This window comes from Pseudotabrizicola sediminis (genome assembly GCF_004745575.1).
Taxonomy (GTDB): Bacteria; Pseudomonadota; Alphaproteobacteria; order Rhodobacterales; family Rhodobacteraceae; genus Pseudotabrizicola; species Pseudotabrizicola sediminis.
This window is the reverse complement of sequence record NZ_RPEM01000003.1, coordinates 398,136-419,957: the sequence shown is the minus strand read 5'-3', so window position 1 is coordinate 419,957 and position 21,822 is coordinate 398,136. Positions and strand designations below refer to the sequence as shown.

Annotated in this window: 17 protein-coding genes; 15 read left to right on the top strand and 2 right to left on the bottom strand. The window is 65.0% G+C overall.

The features are described from left to right. The first annotated feature begins 94 nt into the window (after window positions 1-94). From EEB11_RS06920 to EEB11_RS06910, 3 genes are all read left to right on the top strand, one after another. A complete protein-coding gene (locus EEB11_RS06920) occupies window positions 95-706 on the top strand; it encodes a 50S ribosomal protein L25/general stress protein Ctc (RefSeq protein ID WP_135429679.1) in 612 nt (203 codons plus the stop codon). Between the two features lie 210 nt (window positions 707-916). After that, window positions 917-1,633 (top strand): aminoacyl-tRNA hydrolase, encoded by a 717-nt coding sequence (gene pth / locus EEB11_RS06915; protein WP_135429678.1) that lies wholly within the window; start codon window positions 917-919, stop codon window positions 1,631-1,633. Window positions 1,634-1,738: 105 nt separating this feature from the next. Then, window positions 1,739-3,754: a M3 family metallopeptidase gene (locus EEB11_RS06910; RefSeq protein WP_135429677.1), complete on the top strand. Its 2,016-nt coding sequence runs from the start codon at window positions 1,739-1,741 to the stop codon at window positions 3,752-3,754. Here EEB11_RS06910 and EEB11_RS06905 read toward each other — a convergent pair. Then, complete coding sequence (locus tag EEB11_RS06905) at window positions 3,685-4,851, bottom strand: GlxA family transcriptional regulator (protein ID WP_135429676.1); 1,167 nt, start codon at window positions 4,849-4,851, stop codon at window positions 3,685-3,687. The genes EEB11_RS06910 and EEB11_RS06905 overlap by 70 nt on opposite strands. 70 nt (window positions 4,852-4,921) lie before the next feature. Here EEB11_RS06905 and bcoG point away from each other — a divergent pair, with 70 nt between their 5' ends. The 8 genes from bcoG (at window position 4,922) to EEB11_RS06865 (ending at window position 14,374) form a co-directional block, all read left to right on the top strand. Further along, a complete protein-coding gene (gene bcoG / locus EEB11_RS06900) occupies window positions 4,922-5,830 on the top strand; it encodes a 3-dehydrocarnitine:acetyl-CoA trimethylamine transferase BcoG (RefSeq protein WP_135429675.1) in 909 nt (302 codons plus the stop codon). Next, window positions 5,827-6,339 carry a lipocalin family protein gene (locus tag EEB11_RS06895; protein ID WP_135429674.1) on the top strand — a complete coding sequence of 171 codons (513 nt, stop codon included), beginning with the start codon at window positions 5,827-5,829 and terminating at the stop codon, window positions 6,337-6,339. Before bcoG ends, EEB11_RS06895 begins: the two co-directional genes overlap by 4 nt. Before the next feature lie 45 nt (window positions 6,340-6,384). After that, complete coding sequence (locus tag EEB11_RS06890) at window positions 6,385-7,842, top strand: carnitine 3-dehydrogenase (RefSeq protein ID WP_135429673.1); 1,458 nt, start codon at window positions 6,385-6,387, stop codon at window positions 7,840-7,842. Continuing rightward, window positions 7,842-9,005: an acyl-CoA dehydrogenase family protein gene (locus EEB11_RS06885; protein ID WP_135429672.1), complete on the top strand. Its 1,164-nt coding sequence runs from the start codon at window positions 7,842-7,844 to the stop codon at window positions 9,003-9,005. The genes EEB11_RS06890 and EEB11_RS06885 overlap by 1 nt, the downstream gene beginning before the upstream one ends. A gap of 315 nt (window positions 9,006-9,320) precedes the next feature. Next, entirely contained in the window at window positions 9,321-11,309 is a 1,989-nt protein-coding gene (locus EEB11_RS06880) for an acetate--CoA ligase family protein (RefSeq protein WP_135429671.1), read from the top strand. A 3-nt stretch (window positions 11,310-11,312) separates the two neighbouring features. Next, a complete protein-coding gene (locus tag EEB11_RS06875; protein WP_135429670.1) occupies window positions 11,313-12,107 on the top strand; it encodes a carnitinyl-CoA dehydratase in 795 nt (264 codons plus the stop codon). A 35-nt stretch (window positions 12,108-12,142) separates the two neighbouring features. Further along, on the top strand, window positions 12,143-12,613 hold the full coding sequence (locus tag EEB11_RS06870; protein ID WP_135429669.1) for an OsmC family protein: 471 nt from the start codon (window positions 12,143-12,145) through the stop codon (window positions 12,611-12,613). Between the two features lie 147 nt (window positions 12,614-12,760). Continuing rightward, window positions 12,761-14,374, top strand: a complete 1,614-nt coding sequence (locus EEB11_RS06865) for a GMC family oxidoreductase (RefSeq protein WP_135429668.1) — start codon at window positions 12,761-12,763, stop codon at window positions 14,372-14,374. A 223-nt stretch (window positions 14,375-14,597) separates the two neighbouring features. Here the strand turns inward: EEB11_RS06865 and betC are convergent, their stop codons facing one another. Next, window positions 14,598-16,127 carry a choline-sulfatase gene (betC, locus tag EEB11_RS06860; RefSeq protein ID WP_135429667.1) on the bottom strand — a complete coding sequence of 510 codons (1,530 nt, stop codon included), beginning with the start codon at window positions 16,125-16,127 and terminating at the stop codon, window positions 14,598-14,600. Window positions 16,128-16,238: 111 nt separating this feature from the next. On the opposite strand from betC, the gene EEB11_RS06855 reads away from it, so the two are divergent. From EEB11_RS06855 to EEB11_RS06840, 4 genes are all read left to right on the top strand, one after another. Then, entirely contained in the window at window positions 16,239-18,251 is a 2,013-nt protein-coding gene (locus EEB11_RS06855) for a CocE/NonD family hydrolase (RefSeq protein WP_135429666.1), read from the top strand. A 119-nt stretch (window positions 18,252-18,370) separates the two neighbouring features. After that, a complete protein-coding gene (locus tag EEB11_RS06850; protein ID WP_135429665.1) occupies window positions 18,371-19,954 on the top strand; it encodes an ABC transporter substrate-binding protein in 1,584 nt (527 codons plus the stop codon). Window positions 19,955-19,966: 12 nt separating this feature from the next. Beyond that, complete coding sequence (locus EEB11_RS06845; RefSeq protein ID WP_135429664.1) at window positions 19,967-20,923, top strand: ABC transporter permease; 957 nt, start codon at window positions 19,967-19,969, stop codon at window positions 20,921-20,923. Next, window positions 20,920-21,732: an ABC transporter permease gene (locus EEB11_RS06840; protein WP_135429663.1), complete on the top strand. Its 813-nt coding sequence runs from the start codon at window positions 20,920-20,922 to the stop codon at window positions 21,730-21,732. Before EEB11_RS06845 ends, EEB11_RS06840 begins: the two co-directional genes overlap by 4 nt. The last annotated feature ends 90 nt before the right edge of the window (window positions 21,733-21,822 follow it).

Here is a 21,822-nt window from a genome sequence, read left to right as displayed (position 1 = left end):
TTGCGCTTTCCCCCGCGTTGATTCCCCGCTATAGCCCACCGGTCGCGCCGCGCACCCTTGGAGGGCGGTGGACTTATTTATATGGAGAACTGCAATGGCTGGTGAGATCCCTGATCTGATCGCCGAGGCACGGATGGGGACAGGCAAGGGGGCCGCCCGTCAAGCTCGTCGTGAGCAACTCGTGCCCGGTATTGTTTACGGTGGTGGTGTAGACCCGCAACCGATCAACATCAAATACAACTACCTTCTGACCAAACTGCGCAAGGGACGTTTCCTTTCGACGCTGTTCAACCTGAAAGTTGAAGGTCAGGAAGACGTCCGCGTGATCTGCCGCGGTGTGCAGCGCGATGTGGTGAAGGATCTTCCGACCCACGTCGACCTGATGCGCCTGCGTCGCACGTCGCGGATCAATCTGTTCATTCACGTGAACTTTGAAAATCAGGACAAGGCCCCGGGTCTCAAGCGCGGCGGCACGCTGACCGTGGTGCGCCAGGAAGTCGAACTGGAAGTGACCGCGGGCGATATCCCCGATCACATCACGGTCGACCTGACCGGCAAGAACATCGGCGATGTGATCCACATCGAAGACGTGACCCTGCCCGAAGGTGTGACGGCAACGATCAAGCGGAACTTCGTGATTGCCAATATCGCAGCCCCATCAGGCCTGCGGTCGGAAGACAACGCGGAAGACGCTGCGGAAGAGTGATGTCGGGCCTTTGGGCCAGATGATCGCAATAGGTTGGGGCGCGGCGGGTAGACCTGCCGCGCCTTTTCTGTTGGAAATAGTTTTGCGTCAGGCTGTCGGCCTGCGGCCATGATCCGAAGCCCGCCATAGGCGCGGATGCCCACCGCCACCGTCCCGGGTGCTTGACGTGCCGGTCCGGCTTCGTCAAGGAAGACACCAAAGGAGACCCTGATGAAACTCTTTGTCGGCCTTGGCAATCCGGGCGCGAAATATGCGGGCAACCGGCACAACATCGGATTCACGGCGGTGGACCGGATTGCAGCGGACCATGGCTTTGGCCCGTGGAAACCGGCGTTCAAGGGGGAGGTGGCCGAGGGCCGGCTGGGGGAGGAGAAGGTGCTGCTGCTCAAGCCCGGCACCTTCATGAACCTGTCGGGGCAGTCGGTGCAGGCGGCGATGGCGTTCTACAAGCTGGCGCTGGCCGACATCACGGTGTTCCACGACGAGCTGGACCTTGCCCCCGGCAAATGCCGGATCAAACAAGGCGGCGGGCATGCCGGGCACAACGGCTTGCGCTCGATCAGTGGCATGTTGGGGGAGGGCTATGGCCGGGTGCGGCTGGGCATCGGCCATCCGGGGCACAAGGATGCGGTGGCGGCTTACGTGCTGCATGATTTTGCCAAGGCCGATCAGGACTGGCTGGACGACCTTTTGCGCGGGCTGTCTGACGGCGCGGCGCATCTGGCGGCGGGGGACGGGCCGAAGCTCCTCAACGCGGTTGCCTTGCGTGTGGCCCCGCCCCGGTCTTCGGACAAAGCACGGCCCGAGGGGAAGTTTGAAAAAGCTGCCGAAAAGCCGGCGGAGAAGCAGACCGAAAAGCCGGTGCCGGTGGCAGAGGCCCCGGACACCCGCAGTCCGATGCAGAAGCTACTGGACCGGTTTCGCTAGGGTCACCGGAAGAGGCGCTTCGGTGGTATTTGGCAAGCAGCAAGACCATCGGGTGTGGACCTTTGCCCTCCGCGTGCCTAGCTCTACAGGCAAAGGAGACTCCCCATGACGATTTTCGCCCAAGACTGGACCACGCCCTTCGGTCTGCCCCCGTTCGATCAGATCCGGGATGAAGATTTTGCGCCCGCCTTCGATGCCGCGCTGGCAGAGGCGCGGGCCAATATTGCGGCCATCGCGGGCAGTGCCGAGGATCCCACCTTCGCCAATGTGATCGACGCGCTGGAACTGGCCGAGGGTGCCTTGGACCGGGTGGCGGGGGTGTTCTACAACCTGTCGGGCGCGGATTCGAACGACGCGCGCGAGGCGCTGATGCGCGATCTGGCCCCGAAGATGAGCGCGTTTTCGTCCGAGGTGTCGAACAACAAGGCGCTGTTCGCGCGGATCGAGACGCTGTGGCAAGGCCGCGAGGGTCTTGGTCTGACGCCGGAACAGCTGCGGGTGCTGACGCTGTATCGCCAGATGTTCGTGCGCTCGGGCGCGCAGCTGGAGGGCGAGGCGGCAGAGCGGCTAACGGCGGTGAAATCGCGGCTGGCGGTGCTGGGCACCCAGTTCAGCCAGAACCTGCTGGCCGATGAGCGCGACTGGTTCATGACGCTGGACGAGGCCGATCTGGAAGGTCTGCCAGAGTTTGTCGTGACAAGTGCCCGCTCTGCCGGGACAGAGCGTGACGCTGGCGGGCCCGTGGTGACGCTGAACCGCAGCCTTATCGTGCCGTTCCTGCAGTTCTCGCCCCACCGCGCGCTGCGCCAGCGGGCCTATGAGGCGTGGGGTGCGCGCGGGGCAAATGGCAATGCCCATGACAACCGGGTCATAGCCGCCGAAATTCTGGCGCTGCGGCAGGAACGCGCGCAGCTCTTGGGCTACGCCAGCTTTGCCGATTACAAGCTGGAACCCGAGATGGCGAAGACCCCGGCTGCGGTGCGCGACCTGCTGATGCGGGTCTGGCAGCCTGCGCGGGCCAAGGCCGAGGAGGACGCGGCGGTGCTGGAGGCGATGCTGCACGCCGATGGGATTGCGGGGCCGCTGGAGCCGTGGGACTGGCGCTATTACAGCGAGAAACGCCGCCGGGCCGAGCATGATCTGGATGAGGCCGCGCTGAAACCCTATCTGTCGCTTGATGCCATGCTGGCGGCGCAGTTCGACTGCGCCAACCGGCTGTTCGGGCTGGAGTTCCGTGAGATCGAAGGACCGTTCTACCACCCGGAGGTGCGCGGCTGGGAAGTCACCCGCAACGGCGCGCATGTGGCGGTGTTCCTTGGGGATTACTTCGCGCGCGGGTCAAAACGGTCGGGGGCATGGTGTTCGGCGATGCGGTCGCAGCGCAAGCTGGGCGGCGCGGTGCGGCCGATTGTCGTGAATGTCTGCAACTTTGCCAAGGGTGACCCGGCGCTGCTGTCTTATGATGATGCGCGCACCTTGTTCCATGAATTCGGCCATGCCCTGCATCAGATGCTGTCGGATGTGACCTATGGCTTCATCTCGGGCACGTCGGTGGCGCGCGATTTCGTGGAACTGCCGAGCCAGCTTTATGAGCATTGGCTGGAGGTGCCTGCCGTGCTGGAACAGCACGCCCGCCACTGGCAGACCGGTGAGCCGATGCCGGCCGAGATGCTGAAACGGCTGCTGGCGGCCAGCACCTATGATCAGGGGTTTTCGACGGTGGAATTCGTGGCCTCCGCTCTGGTGGATCTGGCATTCCATGAAGGCCCGGCCCCGGCCGATCCGATGCAGAAGCAGGCCGAGGTGCTGGAGGGGTTGGGCATGCCCCGGGCGATACGGATGCGGCACGCGACGCCCCATTTCGCCCATATCTTCACGGGTGACGGCTATTCCTCGGGCTATTATTCCTACATGTGGTCCGAGGTGATGGACGCCGACGCTTTCGCTGCGTTCGAGGAGACGGGGGATGCGTTTGACCCGGCCACCGCGGCACGGCTGGAAAAGTTCATCCTGTCGGCGGGCGGGTCGGAGGCGGCGGAGGATCTGTACCTTCAGTTCCGGGGCAAGATGCCGGGGGTGGAGGCTTTGCTGAAAGGGCGGGGGTTGCTGGAGGAAGTGTGAGATGTCTTGCGCTTTTCCCCTGTGTTACAGATGGTAGACTCACATGAAATCAATGGGTTGACTTGGTCATCTTCATGATCTGTTAACCTTTGGGTGACAGGACCCGCCGTCCCTTTTGCCCGGTGCCGCCGGAGCGACGCCGGGGGCTGGCCGAAGGCCCGGCGAAAGGCGCGGGACAGGGTGGCGGGGCTTGAAAAGCCGCAGCGCAGGGCGATCTCGGCCATGGGGTGTGGGGTGTCGGTCAGCATCCGGCGCGCGGCGGCAAGGCGTAGGGTCAGGGCATGGGCGCCGGGGGTGGTGCCGAGGCTGTCGCGGAACAGGCTTTCCAACCGGCGGGCGGACAGGCCGACATGCGCGGCAAGGGTCGCCATTGGCTCCGGCGCGTCAAGGCTCGCCTCCATCCTTGCCAGCACCCGGGCGACGCGCGGATCGAGGCTTGGGTCGGCAGTCAGCGGGCCGGGGGGCGGGGCGATCTGGGCGGCGTGGCCGGGGCGGGGCGGTTGCAGGAAACTTTGTGCGACCTGACGCGCCACGCCTGCGCCGTGGTGGGCGCGGATCAGGTGCAGCATCAGGTCATAGGCGGGGGCGGCACCGCCTGCGGTCAGGCGGCTGCGGTCGATCACGTAGCGGTCGGGGCAGACCGTGACTTGCGGGTGTAGGTGGGCCAGATCCTCCAGATCTTCCCAATGCACAGTGGCGCGGTGGCCATCGAGCAGTCCGGCGCGGGCCAGCACCCATGGCCCGGCGTCCACCCCGCCGATGGCGGTGAAGCCATGCGCCATCCGGCGTAGGTCGCGGATCAGCGGGCGGGTCGCGACCTCGGCCAGACGATAGCCTGCGATGACCATCAGCAGCGTTGCCCCCTTTGCAGCGGCCAAGGGGCCTGAGGCGGGCAGTTCGATGCCGCAGGTCAGCGGCGCGGGCTGGCCATCGGGGGTGACGATACGGAAGTGGAACGCCTCGCGCCCCAGATGGCGGTTGGCGGCGCGCAGCGGGTCGAGAACGGAGGCCACCTCCAGTATCGAGCAATGCGGCAGGACCAGCACGGCGAGGTCCAGCGGCTGCTGCGTCGGTGAAAAGAGGGCATTTTCCGTCATCGTTATTTCGTAAAATGCCAAGCGCGGTCTGGCAAGCGCGTTAAGCTGGTGGGAGCAAAAGGGGAATGCCATGCCGCTGACCATGAACCGCGAGGTTTTCATCACCTGTGCCGTGACCGGATCGGGCGGCACGCAAGACCGCAGCCCGCATGTGCCGCGCAGCCCAAAGCAGATTGCGGACTCGGCTATTGACGCCGCCAAGGCGGGCGCTGCCGTGGTGCACTGCCATGTGCGCGACCCGGAGACCGGCAAACCGTCGCGCGCGCTTGCACTCTACCGCGAGGTGACGGAGCGCATTCGCGATGCGGGTGAGGATGTGGTGCTGAACCTGACCGCAGGCATGGGCGGCGACATCTATTTCGAGGGCACCGAGGATATGGGCCGGATCGGCCCGCGCTCCGATATGGCGGGCGCGGCGGAGCGGGTCGCGCATGTGGTGGCGTGCCGGCCCGAGATCTGCACGCTGGATTGCGGCACGATGAATTTCAACGAGGCCGATTATGTGATGGTCAACACGCCGGGCATGCTGCGCGATATGGCGAAGCGGATGACAGCGGCGGGCGTGCGGATCGAGATCGAGGCGTTCGACACCGGGCATCTGTGGCTGGCCAAGGAGCTGGAGCGCGAAGGCGTGATCCCGGAACCGGTGCTGGTGCAGCTGTGCATGGGTGTGCCGTGGGGGGCTCCCGATGATCTCAACACATTCATGGCGATGGTGAACAATGTGCCGAGCGGTTGGCACTGGTCGGCATTCGCGCTGGGGCGGCACCAGATGGGCTATGTGGCGGCATCGGTTCTTGGCGGCGGCAATGTGCGGGTGGGGCTGGAGGACAACCTTTGGCTCGACAAAGGGGTTCTGGCGACCAATGCTCAGCTGGTCGAGCGCGCGGCCACGATCATCGAGAACATGGGCGCGCGGGTGATCACCCCCGCCGAGGTGCGGGCGCGGCTGAAACTGGAGAAAAGGGCCCCGCTATGAAGCGACTTCTTCTGCTGTCTGTGTTGGCTTTGGCGGGGTGCGACCCGCATACGCCATCGCCGCGCTATGCCGCGGCACCGATGTATCTGCTGGACATCGCGCCCGAACGGTTGCTGGGGACGTGGTACGAGGTGGCGAGCTTTCCGGCACCGTTTCAGGACGGGTGCAGCCACACGACCGCGACCTATGGCGCGATCGAGGGTGGCCTGAGCGTGGTCAACCGTTGCCGTAAAGGGGGCCAGATCGTGCAGATCAGCGGGACTGCGGCCCCGGTGGGACCGGGGCAGTTCAAGGTGAAACTGGGTGGGGTGCCCTTTGCCGGGGATTACTGGGTGATCGGCCAAAGTCGGGACGGGCGCACGCTGCTGGTTGGCACGCCAACGCGGCTGGCGGGCTGGATGCTGCACCGGGACCGGCATGTGACGGAAGCGGAGCGGCGCTGGGCGGCGGGGGTGTTCCGCAAGAACGGCTATGACGAGGCGGCGTTGCAGCGGACGGATCAGCGCTGACGGCGGCCCCCATCGTGGGGGCTTTCACAGGAAACGGGGTGAGGTATGGCGCGCAAGGCGGCAATCATTGGCGGCGGGGTGATCGGCGGCGGCTGGGCGGCGCGGTTCCTGCTCAACGGCTGGGATGTGGCGGTGTTCGACCCCGACCCCGAGGCTCCGCGCAAGGTGGGCGAGGTGCTGGCCAACGCACGCGCGGCATTGCCTGCGCTGTCGGACGGGCCGATGCCGGCTGAGGGACGGCTGGTGTTTGCTGGCACGATCACCGAGGCGGTCGAAGGGGCAGAGTATATCCAGGAATCGGTCAGCGAGCGGCTTGACCTGAAGCACCGGGTTTTTGCACAAATCCAGCAGGTAGCGAACACGACGCCGATCGGCAGTTCAACATCTGGCTTCAAGCCTTCGGAATTGCAGCAGAATGCTGCCAATCCGGCGGTGATCTTCGTGGCGCATCCGTTCAACCCGGTTTACCTCTTGCCGCTGGCCGAGGTGGTACCATCGCCCGCGTCGGACCCGGGGCTGATCGAGCGGGTGAAAGAGACGCTGCGCGAGATCGGCATGTTCCCCTTGCATGTCCGCAAGGAAATTGACGCCCATATTGCCGACCGCTTTCTGGAAGCGGTTTGGCGCGAGGCGCTGTGGCTGGTCAAGGACGGGGTGGCGACGACGGAGGAGATCGACGAGGCGATCCGCATGGGCTTTGGCCTGCGCTGGGGCCAGATGGGGTTGTTCGAGACCTACCGGGTGGCGGGTGGCGAGGCCGGGATGAAGCATTTCATGGCACAGTTCGGGCCTTGCCTTCAGTGGCCATGGACGAAGCTGACCGATGTGCCGGAGTTCACTGATGAGTTGGTCGATCTGATCGCCGGGCAGTCCGATGCGCAATCGGGGGCGTACACCATCCGCGAGCTGGAACGCATCCGCGACCAGAACCTGATCGGTTTTCTGCGCGTGCTGAAAGAGCGCAACTGGGGCGCGGGCAAGGTGCTTCTGGACCATGATGCGCGGCGCAGGGCGGCAGCCTTTGCGCCGGTGGTGGGCGAGGGGCCCATGGTGACGGCGCGGATGACGGTGCTGCCGGGCTGGATCGACTACAACGGCCACATGACCGAAAGCCGCTATCTGTTCGCGGCGTCTGAGACCTCCGACGCGTTTTTGCGCCACATCGGCGCCGATATCGCCTACGTCGGCACAGGGTTCAGCTATTACACCGCCGAGACGCATATCATGCATGCGGGTGAGGCCAAACTGGGTGACGCGCTAACCGGGACCGTGCAGGTGCTGGCGGCGGATGAAAAGCGCCTGCATATCTTCATCCGCATCCTGCGGGACGGCGCGCCGGTGGCAACGCTGGAACAGATGCTGCTGCATGTTGATATGGGCAAGGGTAAGACCTGCGCTGCGCCGCAAGCGATCCTCGACCGCCTGCTGCCGATTGCGCAGGCCCATGCCACGCTGCCCCGCCCCGAAGCGGCAGGCCGCCATGTCGGGCAAAGGACCACGTGATGCACTTTGGCCTGACCAGTGAGCAGCGCATGATCATCGACGCCACCCGCGCCTTCGTGGAGGCGGAACTTTACCCGCATGAGCTGGCGGTGGAACGATCGGACCACCTGCCGCTGGAGCTGATCCGCGAGATTCAGGGCAAAGCCATCGCCGCCGGGCTTTATGCCGCCAACATGCCGGAGGAGGTGGGTGGGGCGGGCCTCGATACCCTGTCCTGGCTGCTGTATGAACGCGAGCTGGGCCGGGCGAATTACGCGCTGCACTGGACCTGTGTTGCGCGCCCGTCGAACATCCTGCTGGCGGGCACGCCGGAACAGCGCGAACGCTACCTGATGCCCTGTATCCGTGGAGAAACCTGGGATTGTCTGGCGATGACCGAACCGGGTGCCGGGTCGGACCTGCGCGGCATGAAGGCATCGGCCCGGCAGGAGGGTGGCGACTGGGTGCTGAACGGCACCAAGCATTTCATCAGCCATGCCGATTTGGCGGGCTTCACCATCGCCTTCATGGCGACCGGGGAGGAGGACACGCCGCGGGGCCCCAAGAAGAAGATCACCGCGTTCTTCGTCGACAAGGGCACCAAGGGCTTCACCGTGCGCGACGGCTATCGCAACGTGTCGCACCGGGGCTACACCAACGCCGTGCTGGAGTTTGATGACTGTCGTGTGCCCGCCGAAAACGTGCTTGGGGAGGCGCACAAGGGGTTTGAGGTCGCCAACACCTGGCTCGGCGCCACCCGCCTGCAAGTGGCCAGCACCTGCCTTGGCCGCGCCGACCGGGCGCTGCACCTCGCCATCGCCTATGCCGCAGAGCGCCACCAGTTCGGGCAGTCCATCGGCAAATTCCAGGGCGTGAGCTTCAAGCTGGCCGATATGGCGATGGAGTTGAAAGCGGCGGAACTGCTGACCTGGGAAGCGGCGTGGAAATGCGACGAAGGGTCTGTGACCGAAGCCGATATGAGCATGGCCAAGCTGAAAGCCAGCGAAGTTCTGGCGATGATTGCGGATGAGGCGATCCAGATCCACGGCGGCATGGGGCTGATGGACGAGCTGCCGCTGGAACGCATCTGGCGCGACGCGCGTGTGGAGCGGATCTGGGAAGGCACATCGGAGATCCAGCGGCACATCATCAGCCGCGAATTGCTGCGGGCGCAGGGTGGTTGAGACAGACTTGAATGGGCGCGTCGCAGTCCGACCNGACAGACTTGAATGGGCGCGTCGCAGTCCGACCCCGGGGCTCTGCCCCGGACCCCGGGATATTTGTGAACAGATGAAATGGAATCTTAACCATGTCACCCGATGCTGATCTTGCCGAACAGGGGGGACCCCGATGACGGTAACTGATGAAGTTTCCCTGCCTCGTTGGTTCGGGGCAGGGCGACCTCGTTTGTCAAGTGCGCTCTTTTCATTCATCTGTTCAAAAATATCCCTGGGGCCGGGGCAGAGCCCCGGGATTTGCCCCACCGGGCGACGCAGGCCATGACGCGGCTATCCCGCCTCCTTCGTCCACGTTCGATTGCCGTTCTCGGGTCTGGCTGGGCTGGGAATGTGATTGCCCAATGCGAGAAGATGGGGTTTGCCGGGCCCGTCTGGCCGGTCCATCCCACGCGTGACACTGTCGGAGGCGTGCCGGCGTTCCGCTCTCTGGCGGATTTGCCAGGCGTGCCGGATGCCACGTTCATCGGGGTGAACCGACATGCCACGGTTGGGGTGGTGCGTGAGCTTGCTGCCATGGGCGCGGGCGGGGCGATCTGTTTTGCGTCCGGCTGGGAAGAGGCCGGAGAGGCCGGGTTACAGGCAGACTTGGTGGCGGCGGCGGGGGAGATGCCGGTGCTGGGGCCGAATTGTTACGGGGTGATCAACTACTTGGACGGCGCGTTGTTGTGGCCTGATCAGCATGGCGGGCGGCGGGTGGAGCGGGGGGTGGCGCTGCTCAGCCAGTCCTCCAACATCGTGATCAACCTGACCATGCAGGCGCGCGGGTTGCCGGTGGCCTATGTCGCCTGTCTGGGCAATGCGGCGCAGGTGGGGTTGGCGGAACTGGCCGGGGCGCTGTTGGCGGATGACCGGGTGACGGCCTTGGGCATGTATGTCGAGGGGATCGACGATGCGCCCGCGCTGGCGCGGCTGGCGGCAGAGGCGGCGCGGGTGGGCAAGGGGATTGTCTGCCTGAAATCCGGCAAGACCGAGTTGAGCCGGGTGGCGGCGGCGTCACACACCGCCTCGCTGGCCGGGGAGGCGGCGGTGTCTTCGGCCTATCTGCGCAAGGCGGGGATTGCAGAGGTGGCGACCTTGCCGGAGTTGTTGGAAACGCTGAAGATCTTCCATACCCATGGCCGCGGGCTGGGGCCGCGCCTGTGTTCGCTGTCCTGTTCGGGGGGCGAGGCGGGGTTGGTGGCGGATCTGGGCGCGGCGGCGGGGGTGGCGTTTCCGCTGCCGTCTGACGCGCAAAGGGTGCGGTTGGGAGAGATCCTGGGGCCGATCGTGACCATCGCCAATCCGCTGGATTACCACACCTTCATCTGGGGCGACGGTCCGCGCACCACGGATGTGTTTACCACGATGCTGGCGGGGTATGACGCGGGGGTGTTCGTCATTGATCCGCCACGGCCGGACCGCTGTGATCCGTCGTCGTTTGAACCGGCGTTGGAGGCGATTGTGGCGGCGGCGCGGGCGACGGGCAAGCCCGCGTTTCCAGTGGCCTCCTTGCCGGAGAATTTCGACGAGGCTTTGGCCGAGCGGCTGATGGCGCAGGGCGTGGTGCCCTTGATGGGGCTGGAGGCGGCGCTGGGCGCGATCCGGGCGGCGCAGGGGGTTTGGGCGGTGGAACCGGCGGTGCCGTTGGAGGCGCGGTGCGCGCGGGAGGTGCCGTTGCTGGACGAGGCGGCGGCGAAGGCTTTGCTGCGGGCGGCGGGGGTGGCGGTGCCCATGGGGATGTCTGCCCCGACGCTGGCGGAGGTGGCGGTGCTTGCGGCGGGGTTGAAGGCCCCGCTGGTGCTCAAGGGGTTGGGGTTTGCGCACAAGACCGAAGCCGGGGCGGTGCGGCTGGGGCTGGCTTCGCTGGACGGGCAGGCACAGATGCCGGGGGCGGCGGGCTATCTGGTGGAGGAGATGGCGGTGGGGGCCGTGGCCGAGGTGCTGGTGGGGCTGCGGCGTGACCCGGTGTATGGGGTGGCGCTGACGCTGGGCATGGGCGGGGTGACGGCGGAGCTGTTGGCCGATACGGTGACGCTGGTGCTGCCCGCCAGCCGCGATGAGCTGCTTGCGGCGCTGCGGCGGTTGCGGCTTTGGCCGCTGCTGGACGGGTATCGCGGGCGGGTGCGAACCGATGTGGGGGCGCTGTGCGATCTGGTGGGGCGGCTGTGCGACCTGATGGCGGATGACAGTTATGAGGAAATCGAGCTGAACCCGGTGCTGCTGTTTGCGGATGGGGCGGTGGCGGTCGATGCGTTGATACGGAAAGGATAGGCGATGGAGATGCTGAACGAAGGCCCGATCAGGACGCGGGTGGAAGGCGCGGTGCTGGAGGTGACGCTGGACCGGCCCAAGGCCAATGCCATTGATCTGGTCACCAGCCGGATCATGGGGCAGGTGTTCCGCGCCTTTCGGGATGATGCCGGGTTGCGCGTGGCGATCTTGCGGGCGGAAGGGGAGAAGTTCTTTTGCCCCGGATGGGATCTGAAGGCGGCGGCGGGTGGCGATGCGGTGGATGGTGATTACGGCGTGGGCGGCTTTGGCGGGTTGCAGGAACTCCCGAACCTGAACAAGCCGGTGATCGCGGCGGTGAATGGCATATGCTGTGGCGGCGGGCTGGAGCTGGCCTTGTCTTGCGATCTGATCCTATGCGCGGAACATGCGACCTTTGCCCTGCCGGAGATCCGGTCGGGCACGGTGGCGGATGCGGCCAGCATCAAGCTGCCCAAGCGCATTCCCTATCACGTAGCGATGGATCTTTTGCTGACCGGGCGTTGGTTTGATGCGGAGGAGGCACTTCGGTGGGGGATCGTGAAGGAAATCTGCACGGCGGAGGCGCTGCTGGGCAAGGCATGGGATCTGGCGCGGCTGCTGGAATCCGGGCCGCCGCTGGTTTATGCGGCGATCAAGGAAGTGGTGCGCGAGGCCGAGGACATGCGGTTTCAGGACGCGCTGAACCGGGTGACCAAGCGGCAGATGCCGACGGTGGACCGGCTGTATTCCTCGGAGGATCAGCTGGAGGGGGCGCGGGCCTTTGCCGAGAAGCGCGATCCGGTCTGGAAGGGGCGGTGAAGCCGCTGGCCGGGCATGGATGATGGGGCAGAGCGATGGCTGTGCATGAGTATACCAGTCGGATCGTCTGGACGGGCAACACCGGCGCGGGGACACGCAGCTACACGGGCTATGCCCGGACGTGGGACATTGCGGTGCCGGGCAAGCCGGTGGTGCCGTGTTCCAACGACCCGCTGCTGGGCGGCGATCCGGGGCGGATGAACCCCGAGGACCTGCTGCTGTCGGCGTTGTCGGCCTGTCATATGCTTTGGTATCTGCACTATGCCGCCGAGGCCGGGATCGTGGTGACGGGGTATGAGGATACTCCGGTGGGCTGGGGCAAGGTCGGGCCGGGTGGCGCGGGGCGCTTTGTCAGTGCAGAGTTGCGGCCAGTGATCACCCTTGCACCCGGCGCGGATGTGGCGGTGGCAGAGGCGATCCACCACCGTATTCCGGGTGTGTGTTTCATCGCGCGGTCGGTGGCCTTTCCGGTCACCCACGCGCCGCGCTTCCGTTTTGAACCCTGAGGCGGAACCTCTGGCGCGCGCGGGGGGGGGGCAGTATTGCCCCAAGCGCGCGTGACATGACAGGAGCGCGACACGAGGTGTCGGATTTGCGCAAGTGGTTGTCAGGGGCGGGATTAGTCTGACCGCTGGATCAGCAGCCGGGGCAGCATGGAAGACAGCGATTACATCATCGTGGGCGCAGGCTCGGCAGGCTGTGTGCTGGCCGACCGGCTGAGTGCCTGCGGAAGGCACCGGGTAACGCTGGTCGAAGCCGGGGGGACGGACCGGCGGTTTTATGTGCAGATGCCCCTGGGCTATGGCAAGCTGTTCTATGACCCGGCGGTGAACTGGATGTACCAGGCCGAGGCCGATCCGGGGCTGGCGGGCAACCGGGACCATTGGCCAAGGGGCAAGATGCTGGGCGGGTCATCGTCGATCAACGCGATGGTCTGGATCCGGGGGCACCGGGCGGATTATGAGGACTGGGGGGGGGTGGCACCGGGTTGGGGCTGGGATGAGTGCCTGCGTGCCTACCGTCAGATCGAGGATACCGAGGCCGGGGCCGACGACTGGCGCGGGCAGGGCGGGCCGCTGTTCATATCTGCCAACCGGCAGGGGCTGCATCCGCTGGTTGGCGATTACATCGCGGCCTGCGGGCAGGCGGGGCTGCGCGAGGTGGCCGACTTCAACGGGGCCGAGCAGGAAGGGGCGGGCGTCTATCAGATGACGATCAAGGGCGCGCGGCGCAATTCCACCGCGCGGGCCTTTCTGCGCCCGGCGATGCGGCGGCCCAATCTGCGCGTGGTGACCGATGCGCAGGTGACGCGGGTGATCGTTGAAGGGGGCCGCGCGGTGGGGGTGGAGCTTCGGCGTGCTGGCCGGGTGGAGACGTTTCGGGCGCGGGGTGAGGTGATCCTGTCGGGCGGGGCGATCAACAGCCCGCAGTTGCTGCAACTGTCGGGCATCGGGCCGGGGGCGCTGTTGCAGGGGATGGGCCTGCCGGTGCTGGTGGACAACCCGAACGTGGGCGCGCATCTGAGCGACCATCAGGGGATCAACTACACCTGGTCGATGCGGGTGCCGACCTATAACGACGCGCTGCGCCCCTGGTGGGGCAAGGCCCTGGCGGGGATGCAATACCTTTTGGGCGGGCGCGGGCCGCTGGCCAAGTCGATCAACCATGCAGGCGGGTTCTTCCGCACCGATCCGTCGCTGTCGCGGCCCAACATGCAACTGTACATGCAGGCGTTTTCCACGCTGATTCCGCGCAATGGCGAGCGCCCGATCCTGTCGCCCGACCCGTGGTCGGGGCTTTCGCTGGGCCTGTCAAACTGCCGCCCCACGTCGCGCGGGGAGATCCGGCTGGCCAGCCCCGATCCGCTGGCGCATCCGGTGATCAGGCCGAATGCCTTTGCCACCAATCATGACGTTGAAGAGATGCTGGCGGCGGTGAAGTTCCTGCGCCAGATCGCGGCGCAGCCTGCAATGGCGCGGCTAATCAAGGAAGAACTGCGGCCCGGCCCTGCGATTGCGTCGGATGAAGACCTGATCGCGGATTTCCGGGCGCGGTCGGGCACGGTTTATCACCCGTCCTGCACCTGCCGGATGGGCGCGGACCCGGCGACCAGCGTGCTGGACGCAAGGCTGCGGGTGCGCGGGGTGGCGGGGCTGCGGGTGATTGATGCGTCGAGCTTTCCCAACATCATCGCCGGCAACACCAATGCGCCGGCGATCCTGATGGGGTGGAGGGGGGCAGGGGTGGTGCTGGAGGATGCGCGGTAGCGCGGACCTTGCGCCGGGGGCCGCCTTGGGGGGCATCGAGCCCCCGCGCGGCGGCGTTGCCATGGATAGCCGCGGACGGTCTCCGGACTTTCGGCGTGGCGTGGCATTGTCGGCTGTGGCGCCGCCGGGAACATTTTTGAAAGCAGCAGATACAGGGATCAGACCTTTGGCAGTGCGGCTTTCCAAACGCTTCCTCCGGAGGCAGCCGCCCTTGGGCCTTGCGCTACTCTCCCCGGGGGAAGCGCTTGTTTTCCTCAAGCACGTTGAGGTCCATGTGGTTGCGCATGTAGCGTTCCGAGGCGGCGCGCAGGGGTTGGTAATCCCATGGGAAATAGGCGCCGTTGCGCAGCGCCTCGTATACCACCCAGCGGCGGGCCTGGCTTTCGCGAACGGCGGCGTCAAAGCGGGGCAGGTCCCAGCGGGCGGCGGCGGCCTTGCGGAAATGTGCCAGAACCGGGGCAGCGCGCGGGTCGGTGGCGAGGTTGTCCCGCTCGTCCGGGTCGGCGGCGAGGTCGAAGAGCTGGTCCGGGTCGGCGGGGCAGTGGATGTATTTCCACGCCCCTTCGCGCAGCGCGACCATGGGGGTGATGCTGCCTTCGGCCGCGTATTCCATGGCCACCATCGGGCGAGTGCCACCGCTGGCCATCGGGGTCAGGTCGACGCCGTCGGTCCAGGGCATCACCTCGGCCATGTTGACGCCGGCGAGGGCGGCGAGGGTGGGGGTGAGGTCGATGGTGGAGACCGGGTCGGTGATCAGGCCGGGCGCGAGGTTGGGGGCGGAGATCATCAGGGGCACGCGGGCGGCACCCTCAAAGAAGTTCATCTTGAACCAGAGGCCGCGGTCGCCGAGCATTTCGCCATGATCCGACAGGAAGACAACCACCACGTCTTGCCTTGTGGCTTCCAGCACGGCGAAGATTTCGCCGATCTTGTCGTCGATGTAGGAGATGTTGGCGAAATAGCCTTGCCGCGCGCGGCGGATCTGGTCGGGCGTGATGTCAAAGGCACGCCAGTCGCAGGCATCCATCAGGCGGCGGGAGTGGGCATCCTGATCACCATAGGCGATCGGGTCGGGGGGGGTGAGTTCGGGGGCACCCTCATAAAGATCCCAGTATTTGCGGCGGGCAACGAAGGGGTCGTGCGGGTGGGTGAAGCTGACCGTAAGGCACCAGGGGCGCGGGTCGGCACCGCGCGACAGGTCGTAGAGTTTCTGCACCGCCTGAAACGCCACGTCATCATCATATTCCAGCTGATTGGTGATTTCGGCCACGCCTGCGCCGGTGATCGAGCCAAGGTTGTGGTACCACCAGTCGATGCGTTCGCCCGGTTTGCGGTAGTCCGGCGTCCAGCCGAAATCGGCGGGGTAGATGTCGGTGGTCAGCCTATCCTCGAACCCGTGCATCTGGTCGGGGCCGACAAAGTGCATCTTTCCCGAAAGGGCGGTGTAGTATCCGGCCCGGCGCAGATGATGCGCGTAGGTCGGGATGTCGGAGGCGAATTCGGCGGCGTTGTCATAGACCCGGGTGCGGCTGGGCAGCTGGCCCGACATGAACGACGCCCGCGCGGGCGCGCAGAGCGGCGAGGCAGTATAGCAGTTCTGGAACCGCAGCGAATGCTGTGCCAATCTGCGCAGATGCGGTGTGTGCAGAAAATCGGCCGGGCCATCCGGGAACAGGGTGCCGGTCAGCTGGTCCACCATGATGATCAGGATGTTCGGTCGGTCGGTTGCGGCATCAGTCTGGGCATCTGTCATCGGGATGGTCCTTCGGGCTTAGGGTCTGTGAACAACGGTGTTGCGCATGTCTGATCCTGTCTTGAACACTTGCGACAGCGGCAAGCCAAATGCGCCATCAAGGGAAATCGCATGAAAACGGTTAAGAAGTTTCCTCAAAACCTTGTCGAATTCGAGGATATGGGAATTGTAATGCCGGATGGCATGAGGCTGTCGGCGCGGGTGTGGATGCCGGAGGATGCGGAGCGCAAGCCGGTTCCGGCGGTGCTGGAATACATTCCCTATCGCAAGCGCGACGGCACCCTGCCGCGGGACGAGATGATGCACCCTTATGTGGCGGGGCATGGCTACGCTTGCGTGCGGGTGGACATGCGCGGCAATGGCGACAGCGAAGGGCTGATGGCCGATGAATACACCGCGCAGGAATTGCAGGATGCCTGTGATGTGATTGCCTGGCTGGCAGCGCAGCCGTGGTGTTCGGGGTCGGTCGGGATGATGGGCAAGAGCTGGGGCGGGTTCAACTGCCTGCAGACCGCCTTTCTGCAGCCGCCTGCGTTGAAGGCGGTGATCTCGGTCTGTTCGACCACTGACCGTTTTGCCGATGACATCCATTTCAAAGGTGGGTGTCTGTTGGGCGAGAATTTCGGCTGGGGGGCAGTCATGCTCTCGTTCTCCAGCCGACCGGCGGACCCAGCGTTGCGGCCGGACTGGCGCGAGGACTGGCTGGCGCGGCTGGCGGCGGAGCCGTGGCTGGCACCGCGCTGGGCAGCGCATCAGGCGCGGGATGAGTATTGGAAGCATGGGTCGGTCTGCGAGGATTTTGACCGGTTGCAGGTGCCCGTGCTGTCGATCGGCGGCTGGGCCGACAATTATATGAACACGGTCGATGCGCTGGTGCGCAATGTGGGGGCCAAAGGGATCGTGGGCCCTTGGGTGCATCAGTACCCGCATACGGCGGTGCCGGGGCCTGCCATCGGTTTCCTGCAAGAAGCGATCCGCTGGTGGGACCGCTGGCTGAAGGGGGCGGAGAACGGGGCGGAGGCTGACCCTGCCATGCGGGCCTACATGCTGCATTCGGCCCCCCCCGATGCCAGTGCGCGGCACCGCGCGGGGCATTGGGTGGCGGAGCAACAGTGGCCAAGTCCTGCGGTGACGGGACAGGTGCTGAACCTTTTGCCGGGGCGCGGGGGGAACGCGTCGCGCGCGTATTTGGGTCAAGGCGAAACGGCAGGCTTTGTGAAGATTGTGTCGTCACCGCAACATCTTGGCCTGTCAGCGGGGGAGTTTTTTCCCATGGGGCTGAATGCCGAGATGCCCGGTGATCAACGGGCCGATGATGCCCTGAGCCTGTGTTTTGACGCCGATGTGCTGGACGCGCCGCTGGCACTGCTGGGCGCAGCGCGGCTGCGGTTGCGGCTGGCGTCGGACCAGCCTCTGGGCTTTGTGGTGGCCCGGCTTTGCGACGTCGGGCCGGATGGCGCATCGGTGCGGATTGCGCATGGCATGCTGAACCTTTGCCACCGCCGCAGCCGGGAAAACCCGGAGCCGATGGTGCCGGGGCAAGCGCAGGAGGTGGAATTTGATCTGGACCAGATGGCCTACCGGCTGGCCCCCGGCCACCGGCTGCGGCTGGCGCTGTCGAACAGCTACTGGCCGTTCGTCTGGCCGTCGCCCGCGCAAGGCAGCCTTGCGATAACCCAAGGCAGCCTGACCCTGCCGGTGCATCAGGGCGGCGGGGCCTGGGTTCCGCCAGAACCGGAAGCGGCCCCCGGCTGGCAGCACCGGGTGCTGCGCAAGGGCCAGTCGCGGCGCGTGGTCGAGACCGACATGATCACCGGCACGCAGGCGCTGTGCGTGCTGGAGGACGGCGGTGACGTCGAAAATCTGACGCATGGCTTGTGTTCGGGGGAAACGCTGAGCGAACGCTGGGAAATTCAGCACGATGATCCGTTGTCGGCACGCGCCACCCATATCTGGGAACAGCGGTTGTCACGGGGCGACTGGCGGGTGCGGACCGAGGCCACGGCGGTTATGACCTCTGACGCGTCGCATTTGCACATGAAGGCAAGCCTGACCGCCTGGGAGGGCGATGAGGTGATCTTTCACCGTGATTTCAACGAAAAGGTGCTGCGTCGCTTTGTCTGAAAAAATCGCCGCTGCGGGGTACGAATCGTTGCCCCAAGGCAAAACACCCGTTTCTATTGACTCACCAGTCAACAAAACCGGCGCGGGGTTAACCGCAGCCATTCAGGGAGACGACCAGAATGACCGATCCGCTTGACCGTATGATTGCTGCCGCCAAGGCAGGCCGAATGTCGCGCCGCGAATTCGTGGGGCGCACCACCGCTTTGGGGGTGTCTGCAGCACTTGCCTCGGCGCTGTACACCAAAGCCGCGCATGCCGAACCCAAGAAGGGCGGCCTGATCCGTATGGGGATGCAGGGCGGCGAGTCGACCAACAGCCTTGATCCGGCGCTGGCCGCGTCCGAAGTGCCGTTTGCAGTGAACATGACCTGGGGCGAGATGCTGGTTGACGTGACCCCGACCGGAGAGATCGACCTGCGCATCGCCGAAGAGATCAGTGCCAATGCCGATGCGACAGAGTGGAAGTTCAAGATCCGTCAGGGGGTAGAGTTCCACAACGGCAAGACCGTCACTGCCGATGATGTGGTAGCGACGCTGCGGCGCCATACTGATGAGAAATCGCAGTCGGGTGCGCTGGGCATCGTGCAGGGCATCACCGACATGTCGGCGGAAGGCGATATGGTCACACTGAAACTTGCCAGCGGCAATGCCGACCTGCCATATTTGATGGGCGATTATCACCTGATCATCCAGCCGAATGGCGGCATCGACAACCCGACCGAAGGCATCGGCGCTGGCCCCTACAAGGTGGTGGTGCATGAACCCGGCATCCGCCATACCTTTGAAAAGCACGCGAACTACTTTGACACCACCATCGGCCATGCGGATCAGACCGAGATTCTGGTGATCAACGATGGCACCGCCCGCACCGGCGCGCTGCAGTCGGGGCAGGTTCACATGATGAACCGGGTGGACCCGAAGATCGCCGAGCTGCTCAAGCGTGCTCCTGGTGTGCAGGTCAAGGCCGTTCCGGGCCGGGGTCATTACGTGTTCATCATGCATGTCGACAAGGCACCGTTCGACAACAACGATCTGCGCATGGCACTGAAACTGTCGGTCAACCGGCAGGAAATGGTGGACAAGATCCTTGGCGGCCTTGGCAGCATCGGTAACGACTTCCCGATCAACTCGGCCTATCCGCTGTTTGATGACAGCATTCCGCAGCGCGAATACGATGCGGCCTTGGCGGCGGAGCATTACGCGAAATCCGGCCATGACGGCAGCCCGATCATCCTGCGCACCGCGCAGGGCGCGTTTCCCGGTGCGGTCGAGGCGGCGCAGCTGTTCCAGCAAACGGCAAATGCCGCCGGAATTCCGCTGGAAATCAAGCGCGAGCCGGATGACGGCTATTGGTCGAACGTCTGGAACGTCGAGCCGTTCTGCGCCAGCTACTGGGGCGGACGTCCGGTGCAGGATCAGATGTATGCCACGGCCTATCTGTCCACCGCCGACTGGAACGACACCAAGTTCAAGAATGCCAAGTTTGACGAGCTGCTGATGGCGGCACGGGCCGAACTGAACGCCGACACGCGCAAGGCGACCTATTCCGAAATGGCCAAGATCGTGCGGGATGAGGGCGGTCTGATCCTGCCGATGTTCAATGATTTCGTCGAGGCGGTGCGTGATGAGATCCAGGGTTGGGAAGCCGACCCGAATGGCGAGCTGATGAACGGCCGCGCCCATGTCAAGTGCTGGCTGGCATAAGGACTGCGGCGCGTGCATCCGGTTTTGACTCTGGTGGTCCAGCGCATTGCGCTGGGCCTCTTGTTGCTGCTGGCAGTGTCGGCGGTGATTTTCCTTGGTGTGGCGGCACTGCCCGGTGATACCGCCCAGGCCATTCTGGGCCAGTCGGCCACACCTCAGGCGCTGGCCAATTTGCGCGCCGAGATGGGGTTGGATCAACCCGCGCTGACGCGGTATTTCCAGTGGCTCGGCGGGGTTCTGACCGGCGATCTGGGCACCTCGATTTCCAACCGGACCGATATTGCAGCGGCCATCGGCCAGCGGTTGGGCAATACGCTGTTTCTGGCGGGTTGGGCGGCAGTGATTTCGGTGCCACTGGCGATTTTGCTGGGGTTGGTGGCCGCGCGCTATAACGGACGCTGGCCGGACAAGCTGATTTCCGGCGCGACGCTGTCGGCGATCAGCCTGCCAGAATTCGTGGTGGGCTATCTGATTTTGTATTTCCTAGCAGTAAAGTGGCAGCTGTTTCCTTCCGTCGCGATGGTCTTTCCCGGCATGGGGATGATGGAGCGGCTGAACGCGGTGATCCTGCCGGTGATCGTGCTGGTGCTTGTGGTGCTGGCGCACATGATGCGGATGACGCGGGCGGCGATCCTGAACGTGATGCAATCGGCCTATATCGAGACGGCAGAGCTTAAGGGCCTGTCGCCGATGCAGGTGATCTGGCGCCATGCGTTCCCGAATGCCATCGCCCCCGTGGTCAATGTGGTGATGCTGAACCTTGCCTATCTGGTGGTGGGCGTGGTCGTGGTCGAGGTGGTCTTTGTCTATCCGGGCATGGGGCAATATCTGGTGGACCATGTGGCCAAGCGTGACCTGCCGGTGGTGCAGGCGGTGGGGCTGATCTTTGCCGCCGTCTATATCGGGCTGAACATATTGGCGGATGTGATTTCCATCCTTGCAAACCCAAGGCTAAGGCACCCGAAATGAGGATACCGATATCCGCCCTGATGGGCATGTTTTTCACCGGTGCGTTTTTCCTTGCGGCAATCTTTGCACCGCTGCTGGCCCCCTATGGCATGGCCGAGGTGGTCGGTGGCGTCTGGGACCCGGCGTCATCGACCCATCTGATGGGCACCGATGCGATTGGCCGCGATCTGCTGAGCCGGATGATATATGGCGGCCAGACCACGATTTTTGTCGCATCGGTCGCGACAATCCTGAGCTTTACACTGGGGTCGGTGCTGGGGTTTTCGGCGGCAGTGGCGGGGGGCTACGTAGATCAGGGCTTGAGCCGGATGGTCGATCTGGTGATGGCGATCCCGGCGCTAATCCTGGCGCTGGTGATCCTGTCGGTGCTGCCGGTGACGCTGACGGTGCTGATCCTTGTGATGGGGCTTCTGGACGCGACCCGGGTGTTCCGGCTGGCTCGGGCAGTGGCGGTGGACATCACGGTGATGGATTATGTCGAGGCAGCGCGGTTGCGTGGCGAGGGCTGGGCCTGGATCATCTTTCGCGAGATCCTGCCCAACGCGCTGTCGCCCCTGGTGGCGGAACTGGGGCTGCGGTTCATCTTTGCGGTGCTGTTCATCTCGACACTGTCGTTCCTGGGCCTTGGCGTGCAGCCGCCCTTGGCCGACTGGGGTGGCATTGTGAAGGAGAACGCCTCGGGGCTGGTCTACGGCATCCCGGCGGCGCTGATCCCGGCCTTTGCCATCGCGGCGCTGGCGATTTCGGTCAATCTTGTGGCCGACTGGGTGCTGTCGCGCACCACCAGTCTGAAGGGTGGGCGCGGATGATCTTCGATTCGGGATTGCGGAAAACTCCGGGGGGGTTCACACCCCCCGGTCCTCCCGTGGGCTATTTTAAGACTGAGAACGGCAAGAGGG